This window comes from Thalassotalea sp. G20_0, from assembly GCF_017744175.1.
Taxonomy (GTDB): domain Bacteria; phylum Pseudomonadota; class Gammaproteobacteria; order Pseudomonadales; family Endozoicomonadaceae; genus Endozoicomonas.
Window position 1 is genome coordinate 49991 of record NZ_JAGHQV010000033.1, and the last position, 23269, is coordinate 73259.

Consider the following 23269-nt stretch of genomic DNA (forward strand, 5'->3'; position numbering starts at 1 on the left):
GATATGACCATTAACTCAGCAGTTTGTCATTGTTGTCATTACAGTTCCTGACTGGCGTCCTGCAGCTTCTCCCTGAGGTCCTGCATTCGCTGTTCAAGAGACATATCATCCGGATAATCATGGTTGCCCGGACGCTGTTCCATTGACTCGGGGATGTCTTCCGCCACAGGCCTGAATTCCTGAAAGGCTCTGGAATCTCTGGCTGTTTCCGGAAAGTATAGTTTTTCAAGCTGGTCACCCCGTTTAATGACAATGTGATCGGAATAAACCTGATTCAGAATGGCACCTCCGGGAAGAGCGTCACCAATTTCATATAACTTGTCCTGGTTGGCTATTTGAATAATTGCACTTGCGTACTTTTTGGTTTCAATGCCTGAGAGCGCCCCTCTGAGAATCAGGTTCATTTTTGTTATGGGGATCTCTTTATTGTTTTGAGTTATTTCCTGATTGTCACTAAAACCAAAAATCAGCTCAAAGTCTTCATGTTTGATGGTTGAGGAGTTTTTCAAAACGATAGTTTTATTATTAACACTATTTTTCAAGGGTTCGCTGCTGACGATTTGATAAAAGTGAAATGCTTGAAAACTGAGGCTAAGGATCATGATGATGAAAATAATCAGAATGATAAGGTTCCGATTATTTTTATGCCCCCATTGCAGAAATGTGGTGAAAACCACTGGTTTCATGGTCATATCTTCTGAAGTTAACGAATAGGCTATTCTTTACTCTAAATAAAAGCATAAGAGTTTTGTTTTTTAAAGAAATAAGTTTTTTCAAAAAGGAAAGGCCTAACCGCCTCCCGGGTGCTTCCTTTTTGATTTAAGGAGTTCATGATATTGGCTACACTTCTGACCGCTGACTATGACACCGAAGATGATGCTGAAAGTGAAGCCAGCGTTTTACCAAGACTGCCTTTTAGTTTTGCCAAAAGGCACGGCGTTGTGCTCATTGAGAATGATAATGGGATAGCCACACTCTATTTTCACAACACACCATCGGCTGACCTGATTGCCGAGATCAGTCGCTTTTCCGGCGTTTTTCCTGCCTATGAGCGGGTCGATGCCGAAAAACTGTCAGAGGTGCTGGCTCACTGTTATCACAATGACAGTTCAGAAGCATTGCAGGATGCGGCTGGCATCAGTGATCACCCGGACCTGACCAGTCTGGCGGATGCCGTTCCGATCACGGAAGACCTGCTTGAGCAAAGTGACGATGCCCCGGTTATCCGTTTAATTAATGCGTTGCTCACTGAGGCGATCAAGGAAGGTGCTTCCGATGTGCATATTGAAACCTTTGAGTCGGCACTTGTGGTTCGGCTGCGGGTGGATGGTGTGTTAAGGGAAGTACTGTCTCTGAAGAGAACCATTGCCTCTTTGCTGGTTTCCCGTATCAAGGTGATGGCCCGGCTGGATATTGCTGAGAAACGGGTACCCCAGGATGGCCGGATTTCGCTGAGGGTGGCCGGCAAGGAAGTGGATGTCCGGGTTTCCACGCTGCCTTCCAGTAATGGCGAGCGGGTAGTACTCCGGCTGCTGGACAAAGCAGCAGGCCGTCTTGAACTCAGGCACCTTGGCATGACGGAGCGGAACCGTTCACTGATCGAGGGGCTGCTGAAAAAACCTTATGGCATTATTCTGGTGACAGGGCCAACCGGATCCGGCAAGACAACATCCCTATATGCCAGCCTTACCCTTCTGAATGACCAGACCCGAAATATTCTCACCGTTGAAGACCCCATTGAGTATCACCTGGAAGGAATTGGCCAGACCCAGGTAAACACAAAAGTCGATATGACCTTTGCCCGGGGATTGAGAGCTATTCTGAGACAGGACCCCGATGTGGTGATGGTCGGAGAGATCCGTGACCGGGAAACCGCTGAAATAGCGGTACAGGCCAGTTTGACCGGGCACCTGGTGCTTTCCACGCTTCATACCAATACGGCGGTTGGTGCCCTGACCCGTCTTCAGGATATGGGCATTGAACCTTTTCTGATGTCGTCCAGTCTACTTGGGGTGATTGCCCAACGTCTGGTCAGGGTGCTATGCAGTGACTGTAAAGTGCCATACACCCCTGATGATGCCGAATGCCAGCAGTTAGGCATTGATGCTTCTGATGGCGTAACGCTGTATCACGCTGCAGGGTGTAAGGGCTGTAATTTCAGTGGCTATCGTGGCCGTACCGGAATTTATGAAGTTGTCGTTATTAATGAGCAGGTCCGGCGAATGATCCATGGGCTCAAAGGGGAGCAGGAGATTACGGACTGTGTTCGTGAGTCCAGTCCCGGCATCCGTGAAGATGGCAGCAGAAAAGTGCTGGAAGGGGTTACAACTCTTGAAGAGGTACTTCGGGTTACCCAGAAGGACTGATTATGGCTGCTGAAGAAAAGGCTCAGGATAATGGCCGCGTTTGAATACATAGCCCTGGACCATCAGGGCAAACAGCATAAGGGTACCCTGGAAGCGGACAGTGGGCGTCAGGTTCGCCAGATGCTGCGGGATAAACAGTGGACACCACTGTCAGTTAATACACTTGCCGATCGCAAACAGCAGGGAGAGGAGGGAAGAAGCTTCTTTCTACGCCGGGGCATTTCAGCCGTTGAGCTGGCTACGGTAACCCGGCAGCTGGCTACGCTGATCCAGGCGGCAATGCCTATAGAGGAAGCACTCAATGGTGTGGCAGCCCAGCAGGAAAAACGACGGATAAAAAATATGCTGCTGGCGGTTCGTTCCAGGGTGCTTGAAGGCTATACCCTGGCCAAAAGCCTGGAAGCCTTCCCGGAAGTCTTCCCCCAGATGTATCGGGCAACGGTTGCCGCAGGGGAGCATGCCGGTTATCTCGACCGTGTTCTCAATCGTCTGGCCGACTACACTGAGGCCAGAATGCGTTCTGGCCAGAAAATACAGCAGGCGCTGGTCTATCCGGTCATACTGATGTTGGCTTCCATTGGCATTGTCAGCTTTCTGTTGGGATTTGTGGTGCCGGATGTTATCAAGGTCTTTCTGGATTCCGGTCAGGAGCTGCCATTAATCACAGAGCTATTGATCAATGCCAGTGAGGGGTTTCAGACATGGTGGCCTTTGATCTTTGGTGTAATTGTTGCGGCTATTGTGGTTGTCCGGCATTTACTGAAAAAGGCCTCCATACGACTTTCCTGGCATCGGGTTCAGTTAACGTTGCCGTTGGTTGGGCGATTTGTCCGAACGGCCAATGCAGCCCGTTTTGCCAGTACATTGAGCATGTTAACCCGCAGCGGGGTTGCGCTGGTAGAGGCCCTGATGATTGCTGCCCAGGTGGTTAATAACGATGCCATCAAACATGCCGTTCAGGATGTTGCCCGGCGAGTCAGTGAAGGAACCAGTCTTAACAGGGCGCTGGCAGAAACCGGCTACTTTCCACCCCTGATGCTCCACATGATCGCCAGTGGCGAGGCAACCGGAGAGCTGGATCAGATGCTGGAACGAACTGCACAGAATCAGCAGATGGAGCTGGAAGGGCGAATAACCGTCATGCTTGGACTGTTTGAACCTTTGATGCTGGTCCTGATGGGGGGAGTGGTCATGATGATTGTTCTGGCTATCCTGTTGCCGATACTCAATATGAACCAGCTGTTGAATTGAGGTGACAACCTGGGAGTGAAACAGCGTTAAACCGTCCTGGATGAAATGCTGAACGGCCTATTCACAGAAAATCGAGGTCAACCAATATGATAAAAAACCGGCTTAGAAGAAGAGGGCCTGATGCAGCTAATTCAGTGCAAGCTGAACAGGGCTTTACACTGATTGAAATTATGGTGGTGGTGGTCATTTTGGGAATTCTGGCAGCTATGGTGGTTCCCAAAATTCTTTCCCGGCCTGATCAGGCAAAGGTCACCGTTGCCCGTGCGGATATTGAAGCGATTTCTCAGGCGCTGGAGCTTTTCAGGCTTGATAATGGTTTTTATCCCACCCTGGACCAGGGGCTTGAAGCACTTATTAAAAAACCATCGTCTCCACCAGAGCCCAGAAACTGGAATCCTGAAGGGTACCTGAAAAAAGTGCCATTGGACCCGTGGGGAAACCCCTACATGTATTTACAGCCCGGTAATCATGGCAAGTACGACCTTTATTCCTTCGGAGCGAATGGCCGTGAGGGCGGCGAAGGTCTCGATGCTGATATCGGTAACTGGGATAACTAGGCTTTTTTGGCAGACTGGAAAAGGAAATGGCATCACCTCAACAGCGAGGATTTACCCTGATCGAAATGCTGGTGGTGGTGGTCATCATCGGTGTTCTTCTGGGTATTACCCTGCTAAGCCCGATAACCGGCAGTATTCACAAGGTGGTGCAAAAAGAAGCGACACGATTGCAGGCATTATTTACTCAGGTTCGTGACAAAGCGCTGCTGGAAAATACTCACTACGGCTTCTCAATTGATAACGAGGGGTATTACCGCTGGTGGGTATTACCGGCAGATACTCAGGAGTGGGCTGAATTGGAGCAATCCCCTTTTCAGCCAAGGTTGCTGCCAGACACATTAAGCCTGAGCCTGGAGTCCAGTGAGAATTCCATGCCTTTTGATGTGGATGAACAGTATCCATCCATTGTTTTCTATTCAGACTACCAGGTAACCCCGTTCAGGCTCGGCATTGTTCCGGTTGCCAACAGCAAACAGTCACTCTATCTGCGCACAGACGGATTGTCAGATATTGAATGGGTCAGGGAGTAACGGGCGTTGCTATGAGTTATCGGGATTTCAGGCTAAACCGGCTTTTTCTACCTGACAGAAACCTGAGTCGCAGTCAGGGTTTTACGCTGCTGGAAGTTATGGTAGCTCTGGCCGTATTTGCCCTGGCCGCCTCTATGCTGATTCTTTCTGATGGCAACAGCATTCGCCAGACCCGATATCAGAAGGAAAAAATACTGGCTTCGCAGATTGCCGACCACTATCTCAATACACTTTATGCCGAGGGGCGCTGGAGTGGTTCAGCAGTTCGGCCCCAAATTGAAAGCTATGCCGGTTTTCAGTGGTATGTTCGGGAAACATCCGCATCCACCGGGTCACCCGATTTCAGAAAGGTGCAGGTCGAAGTATTTATCGGTGAGTCTGAACCAGAAAAAGGTGCTGTTCCCCTGGCAAGGTTATCTACCTGGCTGAGGAGGCCCCGACAATAATGTTTTGTAAAGCATCTCTTGTTGCCGGAGGCTTGCTCTGGAGTCAGGTCCAAATATTAGCTGGACTGTTCAAGGTCGTATCCTGCCACCTGTTGCCCGCTAACCATAAAAAATGGGAGTACCGGTGCTTTTTCGGGCAACGGGCAACGGGTAGCGGGCAGCGTCCATCACTCATTCCCAATGGCTTTACCCTTCTCGAGCTAATGGTTGCTATCGTACTGTTCAGTATGATCAGTACGGCAGCCTATAAGCTGTTTATGTCAGTAACCCGTGCGCAGGAAGCAACGCAGTTGGTGCTGGATGACATGGATAAATTACAACGGGCCGAAATCATTCTGGAAAAAGACGTGTTGCAAATAACCCGAAGACCGGTCAGGGATGAACAAGGCTTGCAGCAGGCTGCCGTGAAAGCACCGGGTCCGGGCCGGACGTTAATGGAGTTTACCCGTTCAGGATGGCAAAACCCCCTTAAGGCAGCACGAAGTACACTTCAGCGTGTGTCTTATGCCGTGGAGGATCATCAATTAATCCGTTATTACTGGCCTACTTTGGACAGGGTGCCGGAATCTACTCGTATTCGTCAGGTTGTGCTGTCTGGTGTGAACAGCGTGAAAGTACGATTCCGCAATGATCACAAGGAATGGGTAAGCAGCTGGCCTCCAAAACAGAACCTTCAGTCAGCTGCTAATGTGGGGCGCGTAGATCAAGTACCGACGGCCGTGGAGCTGACCATTGTTCATGAGACGATGGGGACCATGGTCACCTTGGTTCCGCTGATCACCTACAAACCTGATCAGGGCAATAAAGAGGGAGAACCATCTCAGGAGAACAGGAATAACGCGCCGGGTAACATACGGCCACATCCCAGAGGCCGCTCCGGAGATAGTGTCGATGGTTATTGAGTCTGCTGAAAACCGTCAGCCAGTTATGGCTTCGCCCGGTAAATTCCCGTCATGGCACCAATCAGGGATTGCTCTTATTTATGTGCTGTTGATTTTTTTGCTGATCACAACGGTCGCTTCTGAGATCGTTATGAATCTCTGGCTGCACACTGAGAAGAATGCCCGATATCTGGAAAGAACCCAGGCAAAACACTATGCGCTGGGCGCTGAACAGTACGTCGCATGGCTGCTGGAACAAGATTTTCAACAGGATAAAAAGAATAACCGAATGGTGGATCATGAAAATGAGCTGTGGAATGTTGAAACCATCAACTATGACGTTGAACAGGGTGTTATCGAATTACAGGTTCAGGATGAGCAGAGCCGGTTTAATTTGAACTGGCTTGCTGATGACAGTAAGCCCTCAGGTGAGCAGCGGGCTGAAAGAGGTGGTTCACCGGCTGTGCAAATGTTTGAGAATCTGCTGACAGCTCAGTCCATGGACCCACAACTGGCCGACAAAATAGCTCGCTGGATGAGCAAAGAGCAGAAAAGTGTATCCCGGGGAACGGAAGATCAGGTCTATCTATCGCTTGTTCCTCCAAGACGAACCGGACAGACTGAAATGACGTCAGTTTCGGAATTGATGTTAATTGATGGTTTTAATAACGAGGAAGTTGAAAAACTGTTGCCATATATTACGGTTATACCCAGATCATCAAAAATGAATATGAACACTGCCCTTCCAGAGGTTATCCGCTCGTTAAACAAGAATATCTCCGATGGGGATGCCTTAATGATTATTAACCGCCGGGGCGATGCCGGGTTATCCAATATTGAAGAATTGAATCAGCTTGTCGCTCTATCTGGAAAGGCCGGGATTTTTAATGAGAGAAATCAAAATGAACGGGTGGTATTCGACAGTCAGTATTTCAGTGCCCGGATTAAGGCAACGTACAGAGAGACTACCTTTTACTTGAAAACGATTTTTTACCGAAGCAGTGAGGGGTATGTGCAGGTTATCGGGAGAGAAATCGGGCCGGGTCAATATTGGGCTCCTGCTAATAAAGCCGATTTAACAGAGAGCTCAGGGACTATGTAATGAAAAAAATACTATTGGTTCGAATACCTGCTCCAGTCAGCTCTGTTGATGCCAATACCGTTGTTCAGTGGGGAAAATTCACATCAACAGGCTCACTCCCTGGAGAACTCCATTTAACAGCGATCGATCAGCTCAGGGCAGCATGGTGTGCTGACGAGCCTGAAGATCGAGAGGACGTTGACCGTCTGCCGGATGAGGTGATTCTGCTCCTGGGGGGATCGCTTTGTTTGTATAAACACCTGACGATTAATGCTGGCCAGAAAAAGCACCTGGCAACCGCACTCCCTTATCTGGTGGAGGAGCACCTGGCCCAGGATATTGAAACCATGCATATTGTTCATGGTTTTCCTGACAGGGACTTGCAGGTTTCTGTCGCCGGTATTCCCCATTCAACCCTACAGGCCATGCTGGCCCTCTTTGAGGAACATCAGTTACACCTGACCAGCATCCTGGCTGAAATGCAGTTTCTGAAGGCTGAGCCGGGATATTCCTGCCTGATAATGGACAATGATGCTGTGATGATGGCCTCACCCGGTCGTGAAGGCGTTACCCTGAATTACGAAGCGCTCCCTTTCGTATTTCCGGATCATCCCGATCAGGGAGATCATCAACTCCCTGATACTCTGGCCAGCTCTCTCGATAATACGGTTGCTGAAACAGTGGATGAGCTGCCCTCTAAAGTCAGATTGATGTTCTCTGACAACACGCTGGCGGTTGCCGTAACCAGAATGGATGAAACATCCGGTTTGCTTGCTGAGCGTGGTTGGCTCGTCGATAAGGTACCGCTTAAGCGCTCGGTCTTTGAGTATTTTGCCGGGCTCTATTTTGCTGAAAGGCACAACAATCAGCTGCTTGATTTCCGACAGGGGGCCTATCAGTGCCCGAGAAGAGCAGGGCGATTTATCAGGCGCTGGTGGCCCTTATTGGCCACAGCTGCTTGTTGGCTGGTCCTTGAGCTTGGACTGTCAGCCGCAGAAGGCGTGATTTATCAGAATAAGTCGGAATCGCTCTGGAGGGATTCCATAAAAAACTACCTCTCGGTATTCCCCAATGACCGACAAGCCCAGCAGGCACAAGCACGACAACAGATGTCTTTTAATGTTAAGCAAATAATGGAGCACCGCTTTCGTACTCTGGATACTCAAACCTCCGAAACCCCTTTTCTATCCATGCTTCAGGCTCTTTCCCGTGTTTCTGGCACAATGGGCGACAAGGTAAAACTTGAGCCCAGGCATCTTGATTTCAACGAGGCTACCGGTCAATTGGTCTATGAATTTGCAACCGGTGAGTTGGACACGGTGAACCAGCTTCTGGAAAAGCTAAATACTGTCGGCTTACAAGGTAAGCTGGATAACGCTAACCAGGGTAAGTCCGGTGTGATTGCCAGAGTTACGATCAGGAGATGATTGGGGGGAACCATGCAAAAACTGAATAGCCTGCTAATGGCTAACCCGTACTGGCAGCACTGTAAATCCTGGTATGAAATGCGGCCTTCCGGAGATCGTAAAATACTCCAACTGCTTTTTACTCTGGTGCTTTCAGCACTCATCTATCTGCTGATTTGGGAGCCCATAAGCCAATGGTCAAAGGCTCAGAAAAGCAACTATCTCTATCAGCAGGAAATGAACACCTGGTTACACAATAATTTACCCAGAGCCCGTGACCTGCAGAAAAATCAACAAAGAGCTTCACCCCGTCAGGAACTCTCTTCCATAGCTGCCAATGTTGCCCAACAGGCAGGTATTACCCTGGGAAGAGTGCAGCCAGACCGCAAGGGTCTCTCGGTTTGGGTTGAAGATGCTGCCTACCAGAAACTGCTTAAATGGCTTGTCCTGCTGCAAACAAAGCATGGTGTTGCCATCCAGCAGGTGCGTATTGATCAGCTGAAAGAAGAGGGGCGGGTAAAGAGTTATATTCATCTGGGGGGCTGAACAAAGCAATAAAAGATTTACCCTGAGTTTGATGCTTATTTGTTATTCGAGATTCTTGTTCGAGGATTTTCCGGATGAATCCCGAAAAAGGGATTGACACTATCTCTCGATTCGATATTATACCGGCCACAAGCGCAGGGTGATTAGCTCAGCTGGGAGAGCATCTGCCTTACAAGCAGAGGGTCGGCGGTTCGATCCCGTCATCACCCACCAGCTAGAAACTAGTATTCAGGTACTAGAAACTAGATAGCGGACCGGTAGTTCAGTCGGTTAGAATGCCGGCCTGTCACGCCGGAGGTCGCGGGTTCGAGTCCCGTCCGGTCCGCCATACACCTTAACCCTTACGATACCTGTCGTAAGGGTTTTGTCGTTTTTAGAGTTTACAAAAGAAAAAGCGGAAGAATTGTCCCTTTGAGTTCTCCGCTTTTTGTCTTTCAAGATTCGTGCGTTTGTTTAAAAATTCGCCGAAGTTTGCACGGGTGGTTAGCAGGCGCTTTTCCTGTAGGGTTCCGGGCTGGATTCAAAATGATCCCTGTCCTCACCTCTTTTGGCCAATACATAACTGTGCCCGTGTGATGCAATGACTTTGATATTGGAAGCAGGAATTCCTGACTGGTTTAATAACCTTGAAAGTCTCTGCCCTTTGGTAATATTGCCATTACCTCTATCAACTCCCGCGATAGCAATAACCAGAAGTCCTCTGAGAGGAGCCAGCAGTTCATATATTTTCTGGAAGAACTCTTTTGCCTGCTCTTCATCCTGGCGGTCAAACGTCTCAATAAAGGGAATGTATATCTGGTCAAATGTCTTTGAAGCCTCAGTTTGCTGTGATTGATTGTTATCGTTGACAGTGCTGTCATCCATAAGCTCACCCGGATCAGGTGTGATAACCTGCATTACCCTGTCATTAATCCAGTCCGTCAGAAAGTTATCAAAAACCCAGCCATAGGTTGGGTGAGTGCTTATTTGATCCGGGAATAGTTGAGATTGATCTGAGGGGTAGGGAAGGTTAAAAATAGAGCGAAACACAGGCTCTTCATCGTAGATAACATTTAAGTCATTCAGCCAGTCCCTTAAATCACCGTAGTTTATATGGTCATCCTTGCTCAATATTCCTTGTGGCCAGGGATCGGACGGCGGGCTGTTCTTCATTGAGTAATTATCGTGAAGCCCTGAGGTCTGTTCAATGCTGATGCTGGTGTCGGGCGTCACTGCGGCTGACATATCAGTAGCCGTTGAGCTAATACTTCCAGTGTCTTGAGTATCTATTTCGCTCCGGGATAAACAGCCTGGAATAGCATTTTCGTCAAGCTCTACTATTTGATAGTCGTTAAGTTCTTTGCTGTTAATTGGGGAGCTGTCGTGGATAGTACAAGAAGCCGAGAAATAAAGTGCTGCTGGTGAGGGTATCGGGTAAATGGGCAATTGTTGTTTTGCAGAGGCAATGTCAGACGGTGACATATCAAGCTGATTTATCGAGTCGATGGGGCTCAACTCACCGGTCAGTAAGGATTTGGCGCTGCCCGTAATCAGGGCTATCAGAGGAATCATTTGTATTCGGTCGCTTCAGATGTTTGTGCTGATAAAACGGTCGCATGCTTACCAGTGATCTTCTCTTGTTTTTGATCACTGGTGTGCTTGAAAGCTTGATGGGAAGCACTCTGTAAAGCCTTCATTTTCAGGAACTGTTTCCGGGCTCGATAGGTAGCTTTCCCTTTTTCGGATTGTGTGTAAGCTCGTTTGGCAGCTTTTCCTCTTTCGGACTGTGAATAAGTCTTTTTGTAAGCCTTCCTTTTCAGAGATTGTTCCCAGGCTCGTTGGGTAGCTCTCCCTTTTTCGGAATGCCTGTAAGCTCGTCTGGCAGCTTTCGCTCTTTCGGACTGTGAGTAAGCCTTCAGGTAAGCCTTCCGTTCCTTGGATTGTGAGTAAGCCTTCTGGTAAGCCTTTCCTTTCTCTGAATGTGCGTAAGCCTTCCGGCTGGCTCTGCGGCAAGTCTTCCCCTTCTCAGAATTTTCCCAGGCTCGCTTCAAAGCCTTTCCTCTCTCCGACTGTGCCCAGGCCTTGTAGTAAGCCTTCCGTTTCTCAGCCTCTTCGACGTATGTCTTCCTTTTCTTGGCCTTGGTACAGGGGAGCTCTTTTCCGGGCTTAGCTTGAGTTTGTTTGGCAGTGCTTACTTTCCCGTGCTGTGCGTTAGCCTTTCGTTTAGGCTTATTATGAGAGAGGGGCGGAGATTCACCAAGGCTGGAGGCAAGAGCGTTAAAATGCAACTCATTTCTTGCAGGAGGTATATTTTGTTGAAGCTGTTCACTATTTGTTCGAGGGTTGATTATAGAAACTGGCATTGCTCGCACAAAGCGAGGATCAACAATATGTTGATTATTGGGTAATGGATTAGGAACTTCACAAGGATTGTGATGAATATTAATAACTGACGAGCTTTGAGAGTAAATAACCCTGATTGGCACTTTTTTAAAGCGGGAATCACTGAGTGGGTTATGGAGACTTGCACTACATGGAATCAAGTTGTTGAAATAATTACGGGGTTCAGTTTGACCAACTCGCAGCCCGAATACCATACTACTTTGCTGTGGACAGGCTTTAAAAACCAATTCACTGCCTGACATAACAGACTCATACGCTTTTTGAAATTCCGCATACAAGGAGTGTGAGGTTAAATAGGGATTAGTCATTGAATTATAGAATTAAAGGCTTACAGTGTGAGACCACTCGTTCTTATAAAAGTTCCTCTCTGATACAATCTGGTCAATACAAATTCTTCAAAAGCCAGCGCCTCATGAATGATGAGGACGCTGGTGGTTGGATGGTTGGGTTTAGCTGCTGTTGGGCAAGAATCGGTGTTACGGATTATGATCCGGCATCGTCAGTGAAATGATGGCAGTGAGCATGATAAAGAGTGAAGAGATCCACAGGCAGGCTGCCAGTCCTCCCCATTGAAAAGCCAATCCTGAAAGCACGGTCCCGGTTAAACGCCCCATGGCGTTGGCCATGTAATAAAAGCCAACATCCATAGATGCGCCTTCTTCCCGGGCAAAAGAGACTATCAGGTAAGAGTGCAGCGATGAGTTGATGGCGAAAACCCCGCCAAAAATCAGTAGGCCGATAATCAGACTCAACTGGGGATACCACTGGTATGTGATCGCCAGCGCCAGCAGGACCGACACCAGTAATAGTGTTGCTGACCATAATGCAAGGGCGGTGCGACTCTGGATATGCTGGTTCTCAGCCCCGGTAATTCTGGGCGCAAAACCCTGAACCAGGCCATAACCAATCACCCATATAGCCATGAAACTCCCCGTTTCCACATGGCTCCAGCCAAAAACGGCACTCAGGGATATAGGAAGGGCGATGACAAACCATACGTCCCGGGAGGCAAAGAGAAAAAGGCGGGCCGCAGAGAGCGTGTTGATGGCCTTGCTCTTGGAGAATATCTGGGTAAATTTGGGCTTACTGTGGGCTTTACCAAGGTCTTTTTGCAGCCATATCAGGCTGCCTGCCAGCACCAGGGTCAATACAGACGCCATGGTCAGCATGGCGCTCTGAAAACCAATCAGACTGAGCAGGGCTCCGCCCAGAAAGAAACCTGCACCTTTCAGGGCATTTTTGGACCCCGTCAAAATGGCTATCCAGCGATAGAGTTTTCCCGCCTGCTGGCTACTGACCAGGGTTTTTATGGAGGTCTTCGCGCTCATCTTATTCAGGTCCTTGGCGATGCCTGAAATAGCCTGGGCAAACATCACCAGAGGTATAGACAGGAACTGGGCCGGGACTGACAGCATCAGCAAAGCGGTGATCTGCATAAACAGGCCGATATTCATGGTTCTGTTCAGACCGATTCGGGCACCCAGCCAGCCGCCAAGCAGGTTAGTGACTACCCCGAAGAACTCATAAAAGAGAAACAGCATGGCAATTTCCAAACCGGAATAACCCAGCGCATAGAAGTGGAGAACCACAAGCATGCGCAGGGCACCATCGGTCAGGGTGAAGTTCCAATAGTTGAAGGTGATAAGCGCATAATTTCTTATCTGTTGTTGCCGGAACTGCCTGGTGTTTTCAACGTGGGTAGTCTCAGCCATCAGGAGTTCTCTCTGCCAACCTTGAGCGTCAGCTCAGCCGTACGACAGGCGTAGCCCATTTCATTATCGTACCAGGCATAAATTTTCACCATGCGCTGGTCAACCACCATGGTGGACAGTGCATCAATAATTGAAGAACGCTGGTCGCCACGGTAATCAATGGAAACCAGGGGTCTCTCTTCATAACCGAGGATGCCGTTCAGTGAATCCCCGGCGGCGGATTTCAACAGCTGATTAACTTCCGCCACCGAAGTATCCCGGGATACGTCAAACACCATATCGGTGATCGAAGCATTTGCCAGCGGAACCCGGATAGCATGGCCATTCAACCGACCCTCCAGATCAGGAAAAATCTGGGTGATGGCAGTGGCAGAACCTGTTGTTGTCGGGATCAGGGACATACCACAGGCACGGGCCCTTCTCAGGTCCTTATGGGGGGCGTCCAGAATCGTCTGGGTATTGGTCAGGTCATGAACGGTGGTGATAGCGCCGCGGGTAATGCCAAGGTTTTCGTGAATGACTTTAACAACAGGCCCTATGCAGTTGGTGGTGCATGAGGCGGCAGTGACAATGCGATGCTGGCTGGCATCATAGAGATTATCATTTACCCCCATAACCACATTCAGAACACCTTCTTCCTTGACGGGGGCGGTGACGACCACTCGTTTAACGCCTTGCTCAAGATACTGGTTAAGTTTGGCTGTTGCCTTGTGAACACCTGTGGCATCGATCACCACATCACAATCCGACCAGTTTACGGCAGTGATCTCTTTTTCCTGAAAGCACTCAATACTCTGACCATTGATGACAATATGCCGGTCATCCGATGAAATGGTTTCCTGCCAGGTACCTTGTACAGAGTCAAATTCCAGCAGGTGGGCCAGTGTTGCGCTGTTCCCTGCCACGTCATTGATTCTGACGAACTCTATGTCCGGCCAGTGCCATGCAGCTCTCAGAGCAAGTCTGCCAATACGGCCGAAGCCATTAATACCTACTTTGATCGTCATTTTCTTACTCCTTAACAGGGCGGTCAGGCATTGATTCCAGCCGGTTGGTATCCTGCTGATACTCACTTTTCAGACAGTTTGAGTGGCGAAGGCCGTCAATGATTTTGTTCATCCAGCCGGGCAGGCTTTCTGCTACGGAATAGAAAATCCATTGATCTTTACGACGGGTTTTTAACAAACCGTGATTTCGCATTTGTGCCAGATGTCGGGATATCTTGGGCTGTGGCTCATTAAGGGCAGATACCAGTTCATAGACACACAACTCACCTTGCCGGGCTATTAGCAGCAGGCAGCGGAGCCGAATTTCATCCGCCATCATTTTGAAGAACTCAGGGGGTAGCATCAAAATTGCTCAAACATATGGATATGCGAATATTCGCATATCCAGGTTAAAATGCAAGTCCAATATGAGTGGGCTTATCACTCTCTGAGTAGTTGAGTCCTGGTAAGGAGCATGGCTGGATAAAGAAGCGTTGAATTAGAAAGGGTGTTCGTTACTGCGCGTTTAGAAAGCAACAGATCACACAGACAGACAGCAAAGAGGGAGTTTGAATTTACATAAGATAAAGCATGGCCATAAAGACAAAGCCGGGCAGAAAAAAACCAACCAGGGCTCCGGATTCCCTGTCGCCCCAATGTTTCTCAGTCACCTTGCCGGAGTAGTGGATGATAGCAATCCATGACAGCAGGCAGATAGCTGCAATCATCCAGCTGGTGGGTGTCATTCCCTCGATAATTTTCATCAGATTGAACACAATCAGGAGCCCTCTCAAGCATGGCTTACTAGAAAGATAGACTCTTTTTGATGAAATAAGTTCCCTTCCCGGGGAAAGGTGAAAAATGGTTATAAAAAAAGGGGCCTGAGCCCCTTAAAGAATGAGATGAATATTACATGGCCGGGTAAGTGTAAGAAGCCTGAATGCCCAGTGGCAGACCAAGCGCCCAGTAAGCCAGCAGGAAGATAGTCCAGCCGATCAGCATGGCGATGGAGTATGGCATCATCATGGAAGCCAGGGAGCCGATACCGGAGTTCTTCACATAACGCTGGCAGTAAACTACCACCAGTGGGAAGTAAACCATCAGTGGAGAAATGATGTTGGAAACCGAGTCACCAACACGATAAGCCGCCTGAGACAGTTCTGGGGAGATGCCCACCGCCATCAGCATGGGTACCAGGATTGGACCAATCAGTGCCCATTTGGCAGAAGAAGAGCCGATCACCAGGTTAACGGTGGCGGTCAGCAGGATCATACCAATAACTGTAATTTCACCGGGTAGGTTCATGGCCTGCAGAACTTCCGCACCACTCAGGGCCAATACGGTACCCAGGTTAGACTGGGAGAACGCGTACAGGAACTGCGCACAGAAGAAAGACATAACCAGGTAAGAGCCCATGGTGGACATGGTGCTGTTCATGGCAACCACAGTGTCTTTAGAGGTCTTGAAGGTGCCAGAAACCTTTCCGTAGACAATGCCCGGAATGATAAACAGGATAAAAATCAGCGGCACAATAGACTGCATCAACGGTGCCGAGAATGCGGTGATTTCACCGGTCGGCGAGCGCAGTGGCGAAGTCTCAGGAATCACGGCAGCAACCAGCACTGCGATACCCGCCAGCATAGCCAGGCCAGCGGCATTAAAGGCTTTGCTTTCTTCTGGCGTAAAGGAACTCAGGTCAGGTGCTTTCTCCGCATCTTCATCCAGAGTGGTGGTTCCTCGCAGACGTGGCTCAACAATTTTGTCTGTGACATACCAGCCAATAGCGATGATGACAATACTGGACGCACCGGTGAAGAACAGGTTAGCCAGTGGGTTCATCTGGAAAGCCGGGTCCAGAATCTGTGCAGCCGACTGAGTAAAGCCCTGCAGCAGTGGATCGATACCGGATGGGATAAAGTTGGCAGAGAAACCACCGGATACACCGGCAAATGCCGCAGCGATACCCGCTAAAGGATGACGGCCCGCCGCATGGAAGATAATACCACCCAGAGGAATAACCAGAACGTAACCGGCATCAGCTGCTGTATGGCTGACAATGGCAACCAGGATCAGCATTGGGGTTAACAGTTTGACCGGGGTGACACCCAGCATTTTCTTGAGACCGGTATTGATGAAACCGGATTTCTCCGCCACGCCGATACCCAGCATGGCAACCAGTACGATACCCATTGGGGCAAAGCCAGCAAAATTCTTAACCATGCTGGCAAGAAAGGCCGCAAGAGCAGAGCCGGTCAGCAGGTTTTTAACCGCCACAGTTTCACCGGTGGCCGGATGCGCCATATCCAGGCTCATCTGGGACATTAAGGCAGACAAAACCCAGACAACGACCATGCCATAAAGAAATAGCAGTGTCGGGTCCGGCAGTTTGTTACCTGCCCTCTCAACGGCGTTCAGGAAGCGATTCATCAACTTGGAATCGCCAGATTTGACCTCCGGCATAGGAGAAGCTTCAGCTACACTCATGGATGAATTTTTTCCTTACTACTATTTGTCGAAATGTTGATTATGTAAAGACTTTAAAAAATCAAAGATGAGATACGTAATGATTCAGATCAATTAAATATAATAAAGGGAAGTGCAGTGATAATATTTAGAGATATTTTCTGATAAGGGTGGTTAAATTCGAGAGATATCACTGGGCTATCTCATACTGTTCTTTCGTTTTTCGAGGCTGAACCCCATCCATTTGTAAAGACTGTCGTTTAATACTTTGTCTGCATAACCTGATTCCTGTCGATTGATCAATTTCTCTGAAATTTTGTTGACGGGTAGAGTGCATCCAAGCGCTTTGGATACCGCAATGTAAAGATCAAAGGGGGAAAGCTCAACGGGCATTTTTTCCAGCTTGCCTTCCAGGTCAAGCAGGGAGACAAAAAGATCACCCTGAATCTGCGGGTAGATGGCGTAATCAACACGACCAACGTTCAGCATTTTCAGGCCCTGCTGTGCATGGAAGGTTTTCACAATATTAAGGTGATCATCTGCGTACTTCTCAAACGCTTTGCTGAACCGGACATTTCGAGGGGCAACTCCTTTAAGATCCTTCATATCTGACCAGTGCCGGATATCACGCTGATCATCTCTTCGGGTTACGACCATATAGCTTTGCGTGTAAATAGGAGGGTAGATATGGTAGACCTCATTCAGGTATTTCTGCTGATAGGTCATGGCCGGATTAATATGGATGATACCCTGGCGAAGTTTGTGGGTGACCCGATTGGCTCCGCCAAAGTAATCATTAATGACACGGATACCTTCCTCTTCAAGAATTTCAGTCAGCAAATCGGAGGCCGCGCCATGAGTGCTCTGGTAGTCGCCCCAGCTTACCGGCGGAAGGTCAGGATAACCGGTCAACACAACTTCTTTACACATAGCGCTGTGTGCCACCTGTTGGCTGGAAAGCTGCCCGGAAAACAGTACATAAAATACCAATACTGTAAATGTTCGCAAATGCTTGTCCTTTATAATGTCTTTCTTTTCAGCCCTTGATTGCCAATGGCTCAAGCAAATTTAATGATAACAGAAATCCTGTCTGGTGTGTTGTATGGGTATTGATATTCGTCATCTGAAGGATGGCTGTAAAATAGAAGACAGTAATCACTTTCGGTCAGCACGTATCAACAGTCAGGGGTATTGGTGTTCTTTCAGGGATGGAGCATCGTTCTATCGCCGTTGCATGGATGGCTCAATAGTGTTGGGTGCAGGGGCGAGGCGACTGCCAGCTAGTGAGATGGACAGAGTGCTTGAGGCGTATCAGGGATGGATCAAAAATATTGTTGCTGATAATAAAGTCATCCGGGCAAGCCAGCAGTTAACCGATAAAGATTATAATGATATTGCTGACCTCTATCGTGAAGTCTATCCCGAAGAAGTCACCATTCTCCCACCTGACCGTTATGGCGATATTGTTATTATGCCAGCAACAGGGTGCCCGAACAGACGGTGTACGTTCTGTGCCTTCTATAAAGATAAGCCCTACAAGGTTCTTAATGAACAGGCGTTTGCCCAACATCTTGCTGATGTAAAAAAGCTGTATGGTGCAAAGGTGCATTCATCTCCCGGTGTATTCCTTGGCTCAGCGAATGCAATGGCTCTGTCCCAGAGGCGGCTGATGTGTTGTTTGACCTTAATCAAGGAAAAGCTTGGCACTTTTAAAAGGGAGATTGGTACATTCGCTGATCCTGATTTCAGTGCGAAACGGACAACAGCGCAGTGGAATGCGTTGCGTGAGAGCGGTTTGCGTCATTTGGTGATTGGTCTGGAAACCGGTTGGGCTGAGCTAAGAGCCAACCTGGGGAAATCAGGAGACCTTGATAAATGTATAACCATGATTAACAGTGCCAGGCGGGCTGGGATCAATATTGGTCTGACGCTGCTGACCGGAGCGGCACCATGGGAGTTAAGAAGAGAAAATCTGAAACAAACGTTGATTACCCTCGAAAGTCTGGAGCTTTCCGGGGGGGATCTCATATACCTGTCACCGCTCAGCAAAAATGGCTTTGTGGACGATACTGCTTTAGAAGAGCAAAGCGAAGTAGAAGCCGCGCTAATGACGATGACTGAGGCGAAAGTGGTGCCTTATCAAATGCAGCGTTTTCAATATTTCATGTGAGCTGAAGGCCACCGTCTTTTAATGTCTGTAGCAATGGTTGATTGATCGAAAGAAAAACAACCGGTTGATAAATCAAGTCGGCGCGGTAAATGCGCCTCCGCTGGCAGGGTTTCGGGCAACGTCAGTGAGTTGGAAAGCGTCTTTCTTCTTCTGAAAAATGAATACTTGATTATCTCTCAAATTATACCAGACTGACTCGTTGGTTATGTCCAGTGATCGGCCCGCGCTTTTTTTAAATGGATTTATTGGATTGAAATTTACAAAAAACGCACCCGGGAAGATGTATTATGAATACCGTTACGCCAGAGGCTCTCACGGCTTTCAAGTCGGTTATTGAATTACCTGCGATGGTTTGCCACCACCTGTCAATACAGCCTGATGATGCAGGGGGATTCAATGGTCGTCAGTTGGTCGTGTGCAAAACCCCCGCAACACAATTGGTCCGCTCCACGGATTGCCAGTGCGATATGCTGTTTCGTCTCAATGCTGACATTCGGGAATTAGATAAACTGTTACAGAACAGGTCCATCGATCTTCACGCCAAAGACGCCAGTTTTATATCCCGGGCATCTGCATATGGATCCCATGATACGGTCTTTTGGCATTCACCACTGGGCGTGCGAGACCACAAAATTCTGGACAAACTGGAATGGTACTTTAGTCAGGAGGGGGTTGATATCGATCAGCCCATCAACCAAGCCGGGGAAACCCTGTTGCACCGGTTTTGTCATGCAAGCTGTATTTATCGCAGGAACAGTCTTTATTGGTCTGGTTACCCAGAGCATCCAGATAACGTCGTTAAATGGCTTTTGAAACACGGGGCTTCGCTGAAGCCCGATCGTCTGGGTAATACGCCATTGCATAATGTCTGCAATGCTGGTGCTACCACGGAGCTTATGGTCATATTGCTGGATGCAGTCAGGGAAAATCCGAATATACTTAATGCACAAAATGACAATGATAAAACAGCCCTGATTGAAACCATGTGTTCATATTACTCATGGATTGGTACGCCACTTCTTCTTTTACGGGCCGGAGCCACTATTGGCGATGGTGATAACCGTTCCGAATACTGCCCCCTTAGTGCAGTTATCAAAGACCGCAAACTCCACAGCGAAAAACTGGCACTGCTTGCTCACTATGGGTTGGATATAAGCCAATGCACCAGTGAGGCATCGAATTTTGTCAACATGATGATTCCTTACCATTACTATAGCGATACCGAAACGCTTCTCTACTGGATAAAATCAGGGTTGGCCCTGAACGGTATTGACGACGAGGGCCAGTCATTGCTTTGGGTGTGTTTCAATACTTTTGAAAACAATAAAAAGGGTGAAGAACATAGCGGGTTGCAACGAAAGCTGACATTATGCAACAACGTCCTGAAAGCCGCCTATAAATACCACTTCCCCGGAAATATTGGCGTTCTGAAGGGGGCAATTTCAGATACATTGATAGAAACCCGGGCAGAGGACATCGGTAAACTGCTGAAAGGTTTTCGAGAGGCTTTTTATCTGATCGATAACACGGTCGAAGTGATTGCCAGCAACCTGAATGACCAGAATAAAATGAAGCTTGAAGCGTTGCTGGCACAAGCCAGGGGTGAGCACCCCGAAAAGATGAGTCTTCGTCCGTTCATCTACCAGCCGGAAGATCATTATATGCACTATTGTTCCGACGCTTTCATGGCTCGCATGCATGCTGCTTTCAACGCTCCACCCTCAGATTTTATCAAGCTCAAGTTAGCGCCTGACCGGCATTATATTGAAAGTGCCAAGCGTAAGCGCGACAGGGAGGAAGAGACTTATGTTGATACCAGGGAAACGGCGAACAAGTCCCTTTTTCCAAAGCCAAAAAGACCAAGGGTTACTGAAGGTGAGGGTGGACTTATTCGCACCCACCTTAGTAATCAGAATGTAGATCCTCAAGAGAATCAGTCAATCAACTATTCAGATATTCAATTATACGACTGGCTTTTCGAACACCGGCAGGCATCATTACGGCAGCTGCTGTTGTCACACAAGGAATTGCATAAAACGATCTGTAAATATCAAAGTGAGTTAGTTTGTGATTTATCGGATGAAAATAAACAGCTGCTCGGGAGATTACTTCGCGAGACAGGTACAGTTGAAGAGTCCGGATGATAAATGCATACTTTTATTAAATGAGATTGTGTTTCTGAACTTATTAAATTAGCTTTGCGAGGCTCCCATTTACAACAATGGGAGCTTTTCTATGGCCAATAATAAATATTTAAGTAACCCTGTCGCAGCCGCTTGCAAGGTATCAGGGCTCACTGGTATCTATCCGGATCTTTATGAACATAGTGTCATTCCTTACGTATTTATCCAGATTCGATGTAGATATTTTCAGTAGAGTAGGGCAGCCAGAAGCGATGTTGCAATTCTTTCTAGGTTTTTGAAAAGATGACGAATTCGGGTCGGGGCGGAAAGCGTCATGCACGTCTTCGTCGCGAGTCGGACCAAGAATGGTAAAATGGACTTTGTGTCGGAATGGCCAACGCAGGGTCTCATCGTAGTCACCTTTCATCACCACCAAAAATAAGCTGATATGTGTTCCTTTTCCCATGCCGTCACCATTTGGGTAGAGCCTTGCACATAATTTATATCCATAAATGTTTGTAAAGAATACAGGGGAAAATATGTCATTCTTTTTACCATCTATAGCATCCTTTCGTTTGGCATTGAATTGATCAATTTTCCAAAGCAGGATGCCGTCTGTGGGTAACGGATGTCCTTGTATGGATTGGGCTTTGAGAAGTTGATCTATCAAATGAAATGCATCGGCCAGTTGGTTTTCAAGGTCAGTGATACGTTGCTGGAGTCCTGATGTCAGCGAGGCACGGGGGGGCAGTCCTGGATGTTGAGGAGAGAGGTTAAAATTCCGGGTAAGTGTTTGCAGTTGTTGGTTCAGTGAATCAATTTTTTTATCCAGTGACTCTATTTTTACATCAATGAGGGATTCTGACTCTTTGAGCAGTAATGGCTCCATCTGTCCTACTCGTTCTATCAGCTTTTCTAAGCGTTTATCAAGCGCTGAGTGGCTTTCAGTAGCCTCCGAACACGCGTGTTGAAGCATGGTTACCTTGTTTTTCAAAGAAAAATTTCCACATACGCCAATGTGCTTCAGGAGATCGCTATAAGGCCCGTGCCATTCACAAAGAGTATTTTTATTTTCATTGGTGGTGTTTGAAGGGCATCGATATAAATATGTGGAATTGATTTCACGGGTTTGAAATTGGTCCCGATAGGTCACGGAGTTATCGATAGGGCAACGGTATACAGGTGCATTATCCGGGGTCCCTGGTTGTTTAGAATATGGGGCTGGTTGCTCGTGCTTCAGGCAATGACGACACAGCAAGTGAACTTCTTTAGAGGTGCAATAGTATAGTTCTCCAGGTAGGTGATTCTTTTTAATGCAACATTCTACTTTCGTGAATATTTCAGGCATTTCGGCCGTAATCTTAACGCCACGGTAGTAAAAAGAGGATATGGTTTTTGGTGGGAGTGTATTCTGACTAGTTGCTATTGATGTTTCAGTAGAGGTTGCCCTGCTGGAGGAGGGCGTGGTAGATGAGTACTGACCTGAGTGCATTTGTTTTCCCCTTAATTACTGGTTTTAGTAACTCATAGATAATGAATATGAATAGAAGTTCCAACCAATAAGGCTTTGTAAGGCAAAGCCCGTACCAGGTGTAAAGCAGCTCAGCACTGTTGATAGTGGTATTTCATTGTGCAGTTAAGTGAGCACTCGTTTTAACGGCTCATAATGGTATCCATAATCTATAAATCAGTTTTGTAGGTGATTGTACGTAAAGTGATCATCAATTATTGATTAACATCAAAATTTCTCTATTATTCGCACCACTTCTACGGACTGACCCCAAGGTCACACACGGATCAGCAGAATGAATCATCATCGCTGACCGGGAAGTGCGGTTTGAAGATGGGTTGTTTGGATTGATTGAAAAACAGCCGGTTGACAAATCAAACTGGCGCGGTAAGATGCGCCTCCGCTGACAGGGCTTGAGAGCAACGTTAGCGAGTTGGAAAGCTTCTTTCTTCTTCTGAAAAACGAATGCTTGACAACGAAAGTCGCCACGGTAAGATAAGCGGCCTTGCTGATCGGCACTGACTGCTGAATCAGCGATTAAATCACCATGATTTAATCAGTTCTTTAACAAGATATCAGACAATTCGTGTGGGCGCTTGTGCGATTGCATCGGTTAACTGGCCTCTCTTTAAGAGAGTGTTCAGAACTATTTAAGATGCTTAATTGATCAAGCGAACATACCTGTAAATTCATGTACGTTTAATTGTGACATTGAGCCGTTGTTTTGTTCTCCGGAATGAAATGACAAAACGATTTAAACTGAAGAGTTTGATCATGGCTCAGATTGAACGCTGGCGGCAGGCCTAACACATGCAAGTCGAGCGGTAGCAGGAAGTGCTTGCACTTCGCTGACGAGCGG

21 protein-coding genes, 2 tRNA genes and 1 rRNA gene are annotated in these 23269 nt (G+C 47.9%); 14 read left to right on the forward strand and 10 right to left on the reverse strand.

What is annotated here, in order from left to right; all coding sequences use genetic code 11:
- Positions 1–38: 38 nt before the first annotated feature.
- Positions 39–686, reverse strand: a complete 648-nt coding sequence (locus J7438_RS17905; protein WP_209202296.1) for a type II secretion system protein N — start codon at positions 684–686, stop codon at positions 39–41.
- Between the two features lie 144 nt (positions 687–830).
- On the opposite strand from J7438_RS17905, the gene gspE reads away from it, so the two are divergent.
- The 11 genes from gspE to J7438_RS17960 all read left to right on the forward strand — a co-directional run bounded on the left by gspE (position 831) and on the right by J7438_RS17960 (position 9392).
- On the forward strand, positions 831–2366 hold the full coding sequence (gene gspE, locus J7438_RS17910) for a type II secretion system ATPase GspE (protein ID WP_209202298.1): 1536 nt from the start codon (positions 831–833) through the stop codon (positions 2364–2366).
- A 30-nt stretch (positions 2367–2396) separates the two neighbouring features.
- Positions 2397–3617, forward strand: a complete 1221-nt coding sequence (gene gspF, locus J7438_RS17915; protein WP_209277631.1) for a type II secretion system inner membrane protein GspF — start codon at positions 2397–2399, stop codon at positions 3615–3617.
- 134 nt (positions 3618–3751) lie between these two features.
- On the forward strand, positions 3752–4174 hold the full coding sequence (gene gspG / locus J7438_RS17920) for a type II secretion system major pseudopilin GspG (RefSeq protein ID WP_353620155.1): 423 nt from the start codon (positions 3752–3754) through the stop codon (positions 4172–4174).
- A gap of 26 nt (positions 4175–4200) precedes the next feature.
- The gene (gene gspH / locus J7438_RS17925; protein WP_209202305.1) at positions 4201–4704 is read left to right on the forward strand and encodes a type II secretion system minor pseudopilin GspH; all 504 of its coding nucleotides are present in this window, start codon (positions 4201–4203) and stop codon (positions 4702–4704) included.
- Complete coding sequence (gspI, locus tag J7438_RS17930; protein WP_209202307.1) at positions 4689–5150, forward strand: type II secretion system minor pseudopilin GspI; 462 nt, start codon at positions 4689–4691, stop codon at positions 5148–5150. Before gspH ends, gspI begins: the two co-directional genes overlap by 16 nt.
- Positions 5150–6052 (forward strand): type II secretion system minor pseudopilin GspJ, encoded by a 903-nt coding sequence (gene gspJ, locus J7438_RS17935; protein WP_209277633.1) that lies wholly within the window; start codon positions 5150–5152, stop codon positions 6050–6052. Before gspI ends, gspJ begins: the two co-directional genes overlap by 1 nt.
- Positions 6042–7133, forward strand: a complete 1092-nt coding sequence (gene gspK / locus J7438_RS17940) for a type II secretion system minor pseudopilin GspK (protein ID WP_209277634.1) — start codon at positions 6042–6044, stop codon at positions 7131–7133. The genes gspJ and gspK overlap by 11 nt, the downstream gene beginning before the upstream one ends.
- Positions 7133–8539 carry a type II secretion system protein GspL gene (gene gspL / locus J7438_RS17945; RefSeq protein ID WP_209277635.1) on the forward strand — a complete coding sequence of 469 codons (1407 nt, stop codon included), beginning with the start codon at positions 7133–7135 and terminating at the stop codon, positions 8537–8539. Before gspK ends, gspL begins: the two co-directional genes overlap by 1 nt.
- Before the next feature lie 12 nt (positions 8540–8551).
- Positions 8552–9064 carry a type II secretion system protein M gene (locus tag J7438_RS17950; protein ID WP_209202315.1) on the forward strand — a complete coding sequence of 171 codons (513 nt, stop codon included), beginning with the start codon at positions 8552–8554 and terminating at the stop codon, positions 9062–9064.
- 137 nt (positions 9065–9201) lie between these two features.
- A tRNA-Val gene (locus J7438_RS17955) sits at positions 9202–9277 on the forward strand.
- A 38-nt stretch (positions 9278–9315) separates the two neighbouring features.
- Positions 9316–9392, forward strand: a tRNA-Asp gene (locus J7438_RS17960).
- Between the two features lie 155 nt (positions 9393–9547).
- Here the strand turns inward: J7438_RS17960 and J7438_RS17965 are convergent.
- The 8 genes from J7438_RS17965 to J7438_RS18000 all read right to left on the reverse strand — a co-directional run bounded on the left by J7438_RS17965 (position 9548) and on the right by J7438_RS18000 (position 17615).
- Positions 9548–10615 (reverse strand): hypothetical protein, encoded by a 1068-nt coding sequence (locus J7438_RS17965; RefSeq protein WP_209277636.1) that lies wholly within the window; start codon positions 10613–10615, stop codon positions 9548–9550.
- On the reverse strand, positions 10612–11754 hold the full coding sequence (locus tag J7438_RS17970) for a hypothetical protein (protein WP_209277637.1): 1143 nt from the start codon (positions 11752–11754) through the stop codon (positions 10612–10614). Before J7438_RS17970 ends, J7438_RS17965 begins: the two co-directional genes overlap by 4 nt.
- Before the next feature lie 168 nt (positions 11755–11922).
- Entirely contained in the window at positions 11923–13158 is a 1236-nt protein-coding gene (arsJ, locus tag J7438_RS17975; RefSeq protein WP_209277638.1) for an organoarsenical effux MFS transporter ArsJ, read from the reverse strand.
- The gene (locus J7438_RS17980) at positions 13158–14165 is read right to left on the reverse strand and encodes an ArsJ-associated glyceraldehyde-3-phosphate dehydrogenase (protein WP_209277639.1); all 1008 of its coding nucleotides are present in this window, start codon (positions 14163–14165) and stop codon (positions 13158–13160) included. Before J7438_RS17980 ends, arsJ begins: the two co-directional genes overlap by 1 nt.
- A 4-nt stretch (positions 14166–14169) precedes the next feature.
- Positions 14170–14508: a metalloregulator ArsR/SmtB family transcription factor gene (locus J7438_RS17985; RefSeq protein ID WP_286196682.1), complete on the reverse strand. Its 339-nt coding sequence runs from the start codon at positions 14506–14508 to the stop codon at positions 14170–14172.
- Positions 14509–14719: 211 nt separating this feature from the next.
- On the reverse strand, positions 14720–14920 hold the full coding sequence (locus tag J7438_RS17990) for a hypothetical protein (RefSeq protein WP_209277641.1): 201 nt from the start codon (positions 14918–14920) through the stop codon (positions 14720–14722).
- A 133-nt stretch (positions 14921–15053) separates the two neighbouring features.
- The gene (locus J7438_RS17995; protein WP_209277646.1) at positions 15054–16604 is read right to left on the reverse strand and encodes an AbgT family transporter; all 1551 of its coding nucleotides are present in this window, start codon (positions 16602–16604) and stop codon (positions 15054–15056) included.
- A gap of 201 nt (positions 16605–16805) precedes the next feature.
- Positions 16806–17615, reverse strand: coding sequence for a substrate-binding periplasmic protein (locus J7438_RS18000; protein WP_209277642.1), 810 nt, complete (start codon positions 17613–17615; stop codon positions 16806–16808).
- Between the two features lie 94 nt (positions 17616–17709).
- Here J7438_RS18000 and J7438_RS18005 point away from each other — a divergent pair, with 94 nt between their 5' ends.
- Positions 17710–18777: a radical SAM protein gene (locus tag J7438_RS18005; protein ID WP_209277643.1), complete on the forward strand. Its 1068-nt coding sequence runs from the start codon at positions 17710–17712 to the stop codon at positions 18775–18777.
- Between the two features lie 287 nt (positions 18778–19064).
- Positions 19065–20921 (forward strand): ankyrin repeat domain-containing protein, encoded by a 1857-nt coding sequence (locus tag J7438_RS18010; protein ID WP_209277644.1) that lies wholly within the window; start codon positions 19065–19067, stop codon positions 20919–20921.
- 142 nt (positions 20922–21063) lie between these two features.
- On the opposite strand, the gene J7438_RS18015 is transcribed toward J7438_RS18010, so the two are convergent.
- A complete protein-coding gene (locus J7438_RS18015) occupies positions 21064–22392 on the reverse strand; it encodes a hypothetical protein (RefSeq protein ID WP_209277645.1) in 1329 nt (442 codons plus the stop codon).
- Between the two features lie 774 nt (positions 22393–23166).
- Here J7438_RS18015 and J7438_RS18020 point away from each other — a divergent pair.
- Positions 23167–23269: ribosomal RNA gene (locus J7438_RS18020) — 16S ribosomal RNA — on the forward strand; the annotation flags it as partial.

Bases quoted from the DNA above. Each gene is read 5' to 3' on its own strand.
- gspE (WP_209202298.1), top strand. From the start codon at position 831: ATGATATTGGCTACACTTCTGACCGCTGACTATGACACCGAAGATGAT.
- J7438_RS18005 (WP_209277643.1), top strand. From the start codon at position 17,710: ATGGGTATTGATATTCGTCATCTGAAGGATGGCTGTAAAATAGAAGAC.
- J7438_RS18010 (WP_209277644.1), top strand. From the start codon at position 19,065: ATGAATACCGTTACGCCAGAGGCTCTCACGGCTTTCAAGTCGGTTATT.
- gspF (WP_209277631.1), top strand. From the start codon at position 2,397: ATGGCCGCGTTTGAATACATAGCCCTGGACCATCAGGGCAAACAGCAT.
- J7438_RS17985 (WP_286196682.1), bottom strand. From the start codon at position 14,508: ATGCTACCCCCTGAGTTCTTCAAAATGATGGCGGATGAAATTCGGCTC.
- J7438_RS17980 (WP_209277639.1), bottom strand. From the start codon at position 14,165: ATGACGATCAAAGTAGGTATTAATGGCTTCGGCCGTATTGGCAGACTT.
- J7438_RS17965 (WP_209277636.1), bottom strand. From the start codon at position 10,615: ATGATTCCTCTGATAGCCCTGATTACGGGCAGCGCCAAATCCTTACTG.
- gspJ (WP_209277633.1), top strand. From the start codon at position 5,150: ATGTTTTGTAAAGCATCTCTTGTTGCCGGAGGCTTGCTCTGGAGTCAG.
- J7438_RS17970 (WP_209277637.1), bottom strand. From the start codon at position 11,754: ATGACTAATCCCTATTTAACCTCACACTCCTTGTATGCGGAATTTCAA.
- gspH (WP_209202305.1), top strand. From the start codon at position 4,201: ATGGCATCACCTCAACAGCGAGGATTTACCCTGATCGAAATGCTGGTG.
- J7438_RS17950 (WP_209202315.1), top strand. From the start codon at position 8,552: ATGCAAAAACTGAATAGCCTGCTAATGGCTAACCCGTACTGGCAGCAC.
- J7438_RS18015 (WP_209277645.1), bottom strand. From the start codon at position 22,392: ATGCACTCAGGTCAGTACTCATCTACCACGCCCTCCTCCAGCAGGGCA.
- gspI (WP_209202307.1), top strand. From the start codon at position 4,689: ATGGGTCAGGGAGTAACGGGCGTTGCTATGAGTTATCGGGATTTCAGG.
- arsJ (WP_209277638.1), bottom strand. From the start codon at position 13,158: ATGGCTGAGACTACCCACGTTGAAAACACCAGGCAGTTCCGGCAACAA.
- gspK (WP_209277634.1), top strand. From the start codon at position 6,042: ATGGTTATTGAGTCTGCTGAAAACCGTCAGCCAGTTATGGCTTCGCCC.
- J7438_RS17995 (WP_209277646.1), bottom strand. From the start codon at position 16,604: ATGCCGGAGGTCAAATCTGGCGATTCCAAGTTGATGAATCGCTTCCTG.
- gspL (WP_209277635.1), top strand. From the start codon at position 7,133: ATGAAAAAAATACTATTGGTTCGAATACCTGCTCCAGTCAGCTCTGTT.
- J7438_RS17905 (WP_209202296.1), bottom strand. From the start codon at position 686: ATGAAACCAGTGGTTTTCACCACATTTCTGCAATGGGGGCATAAAAAT.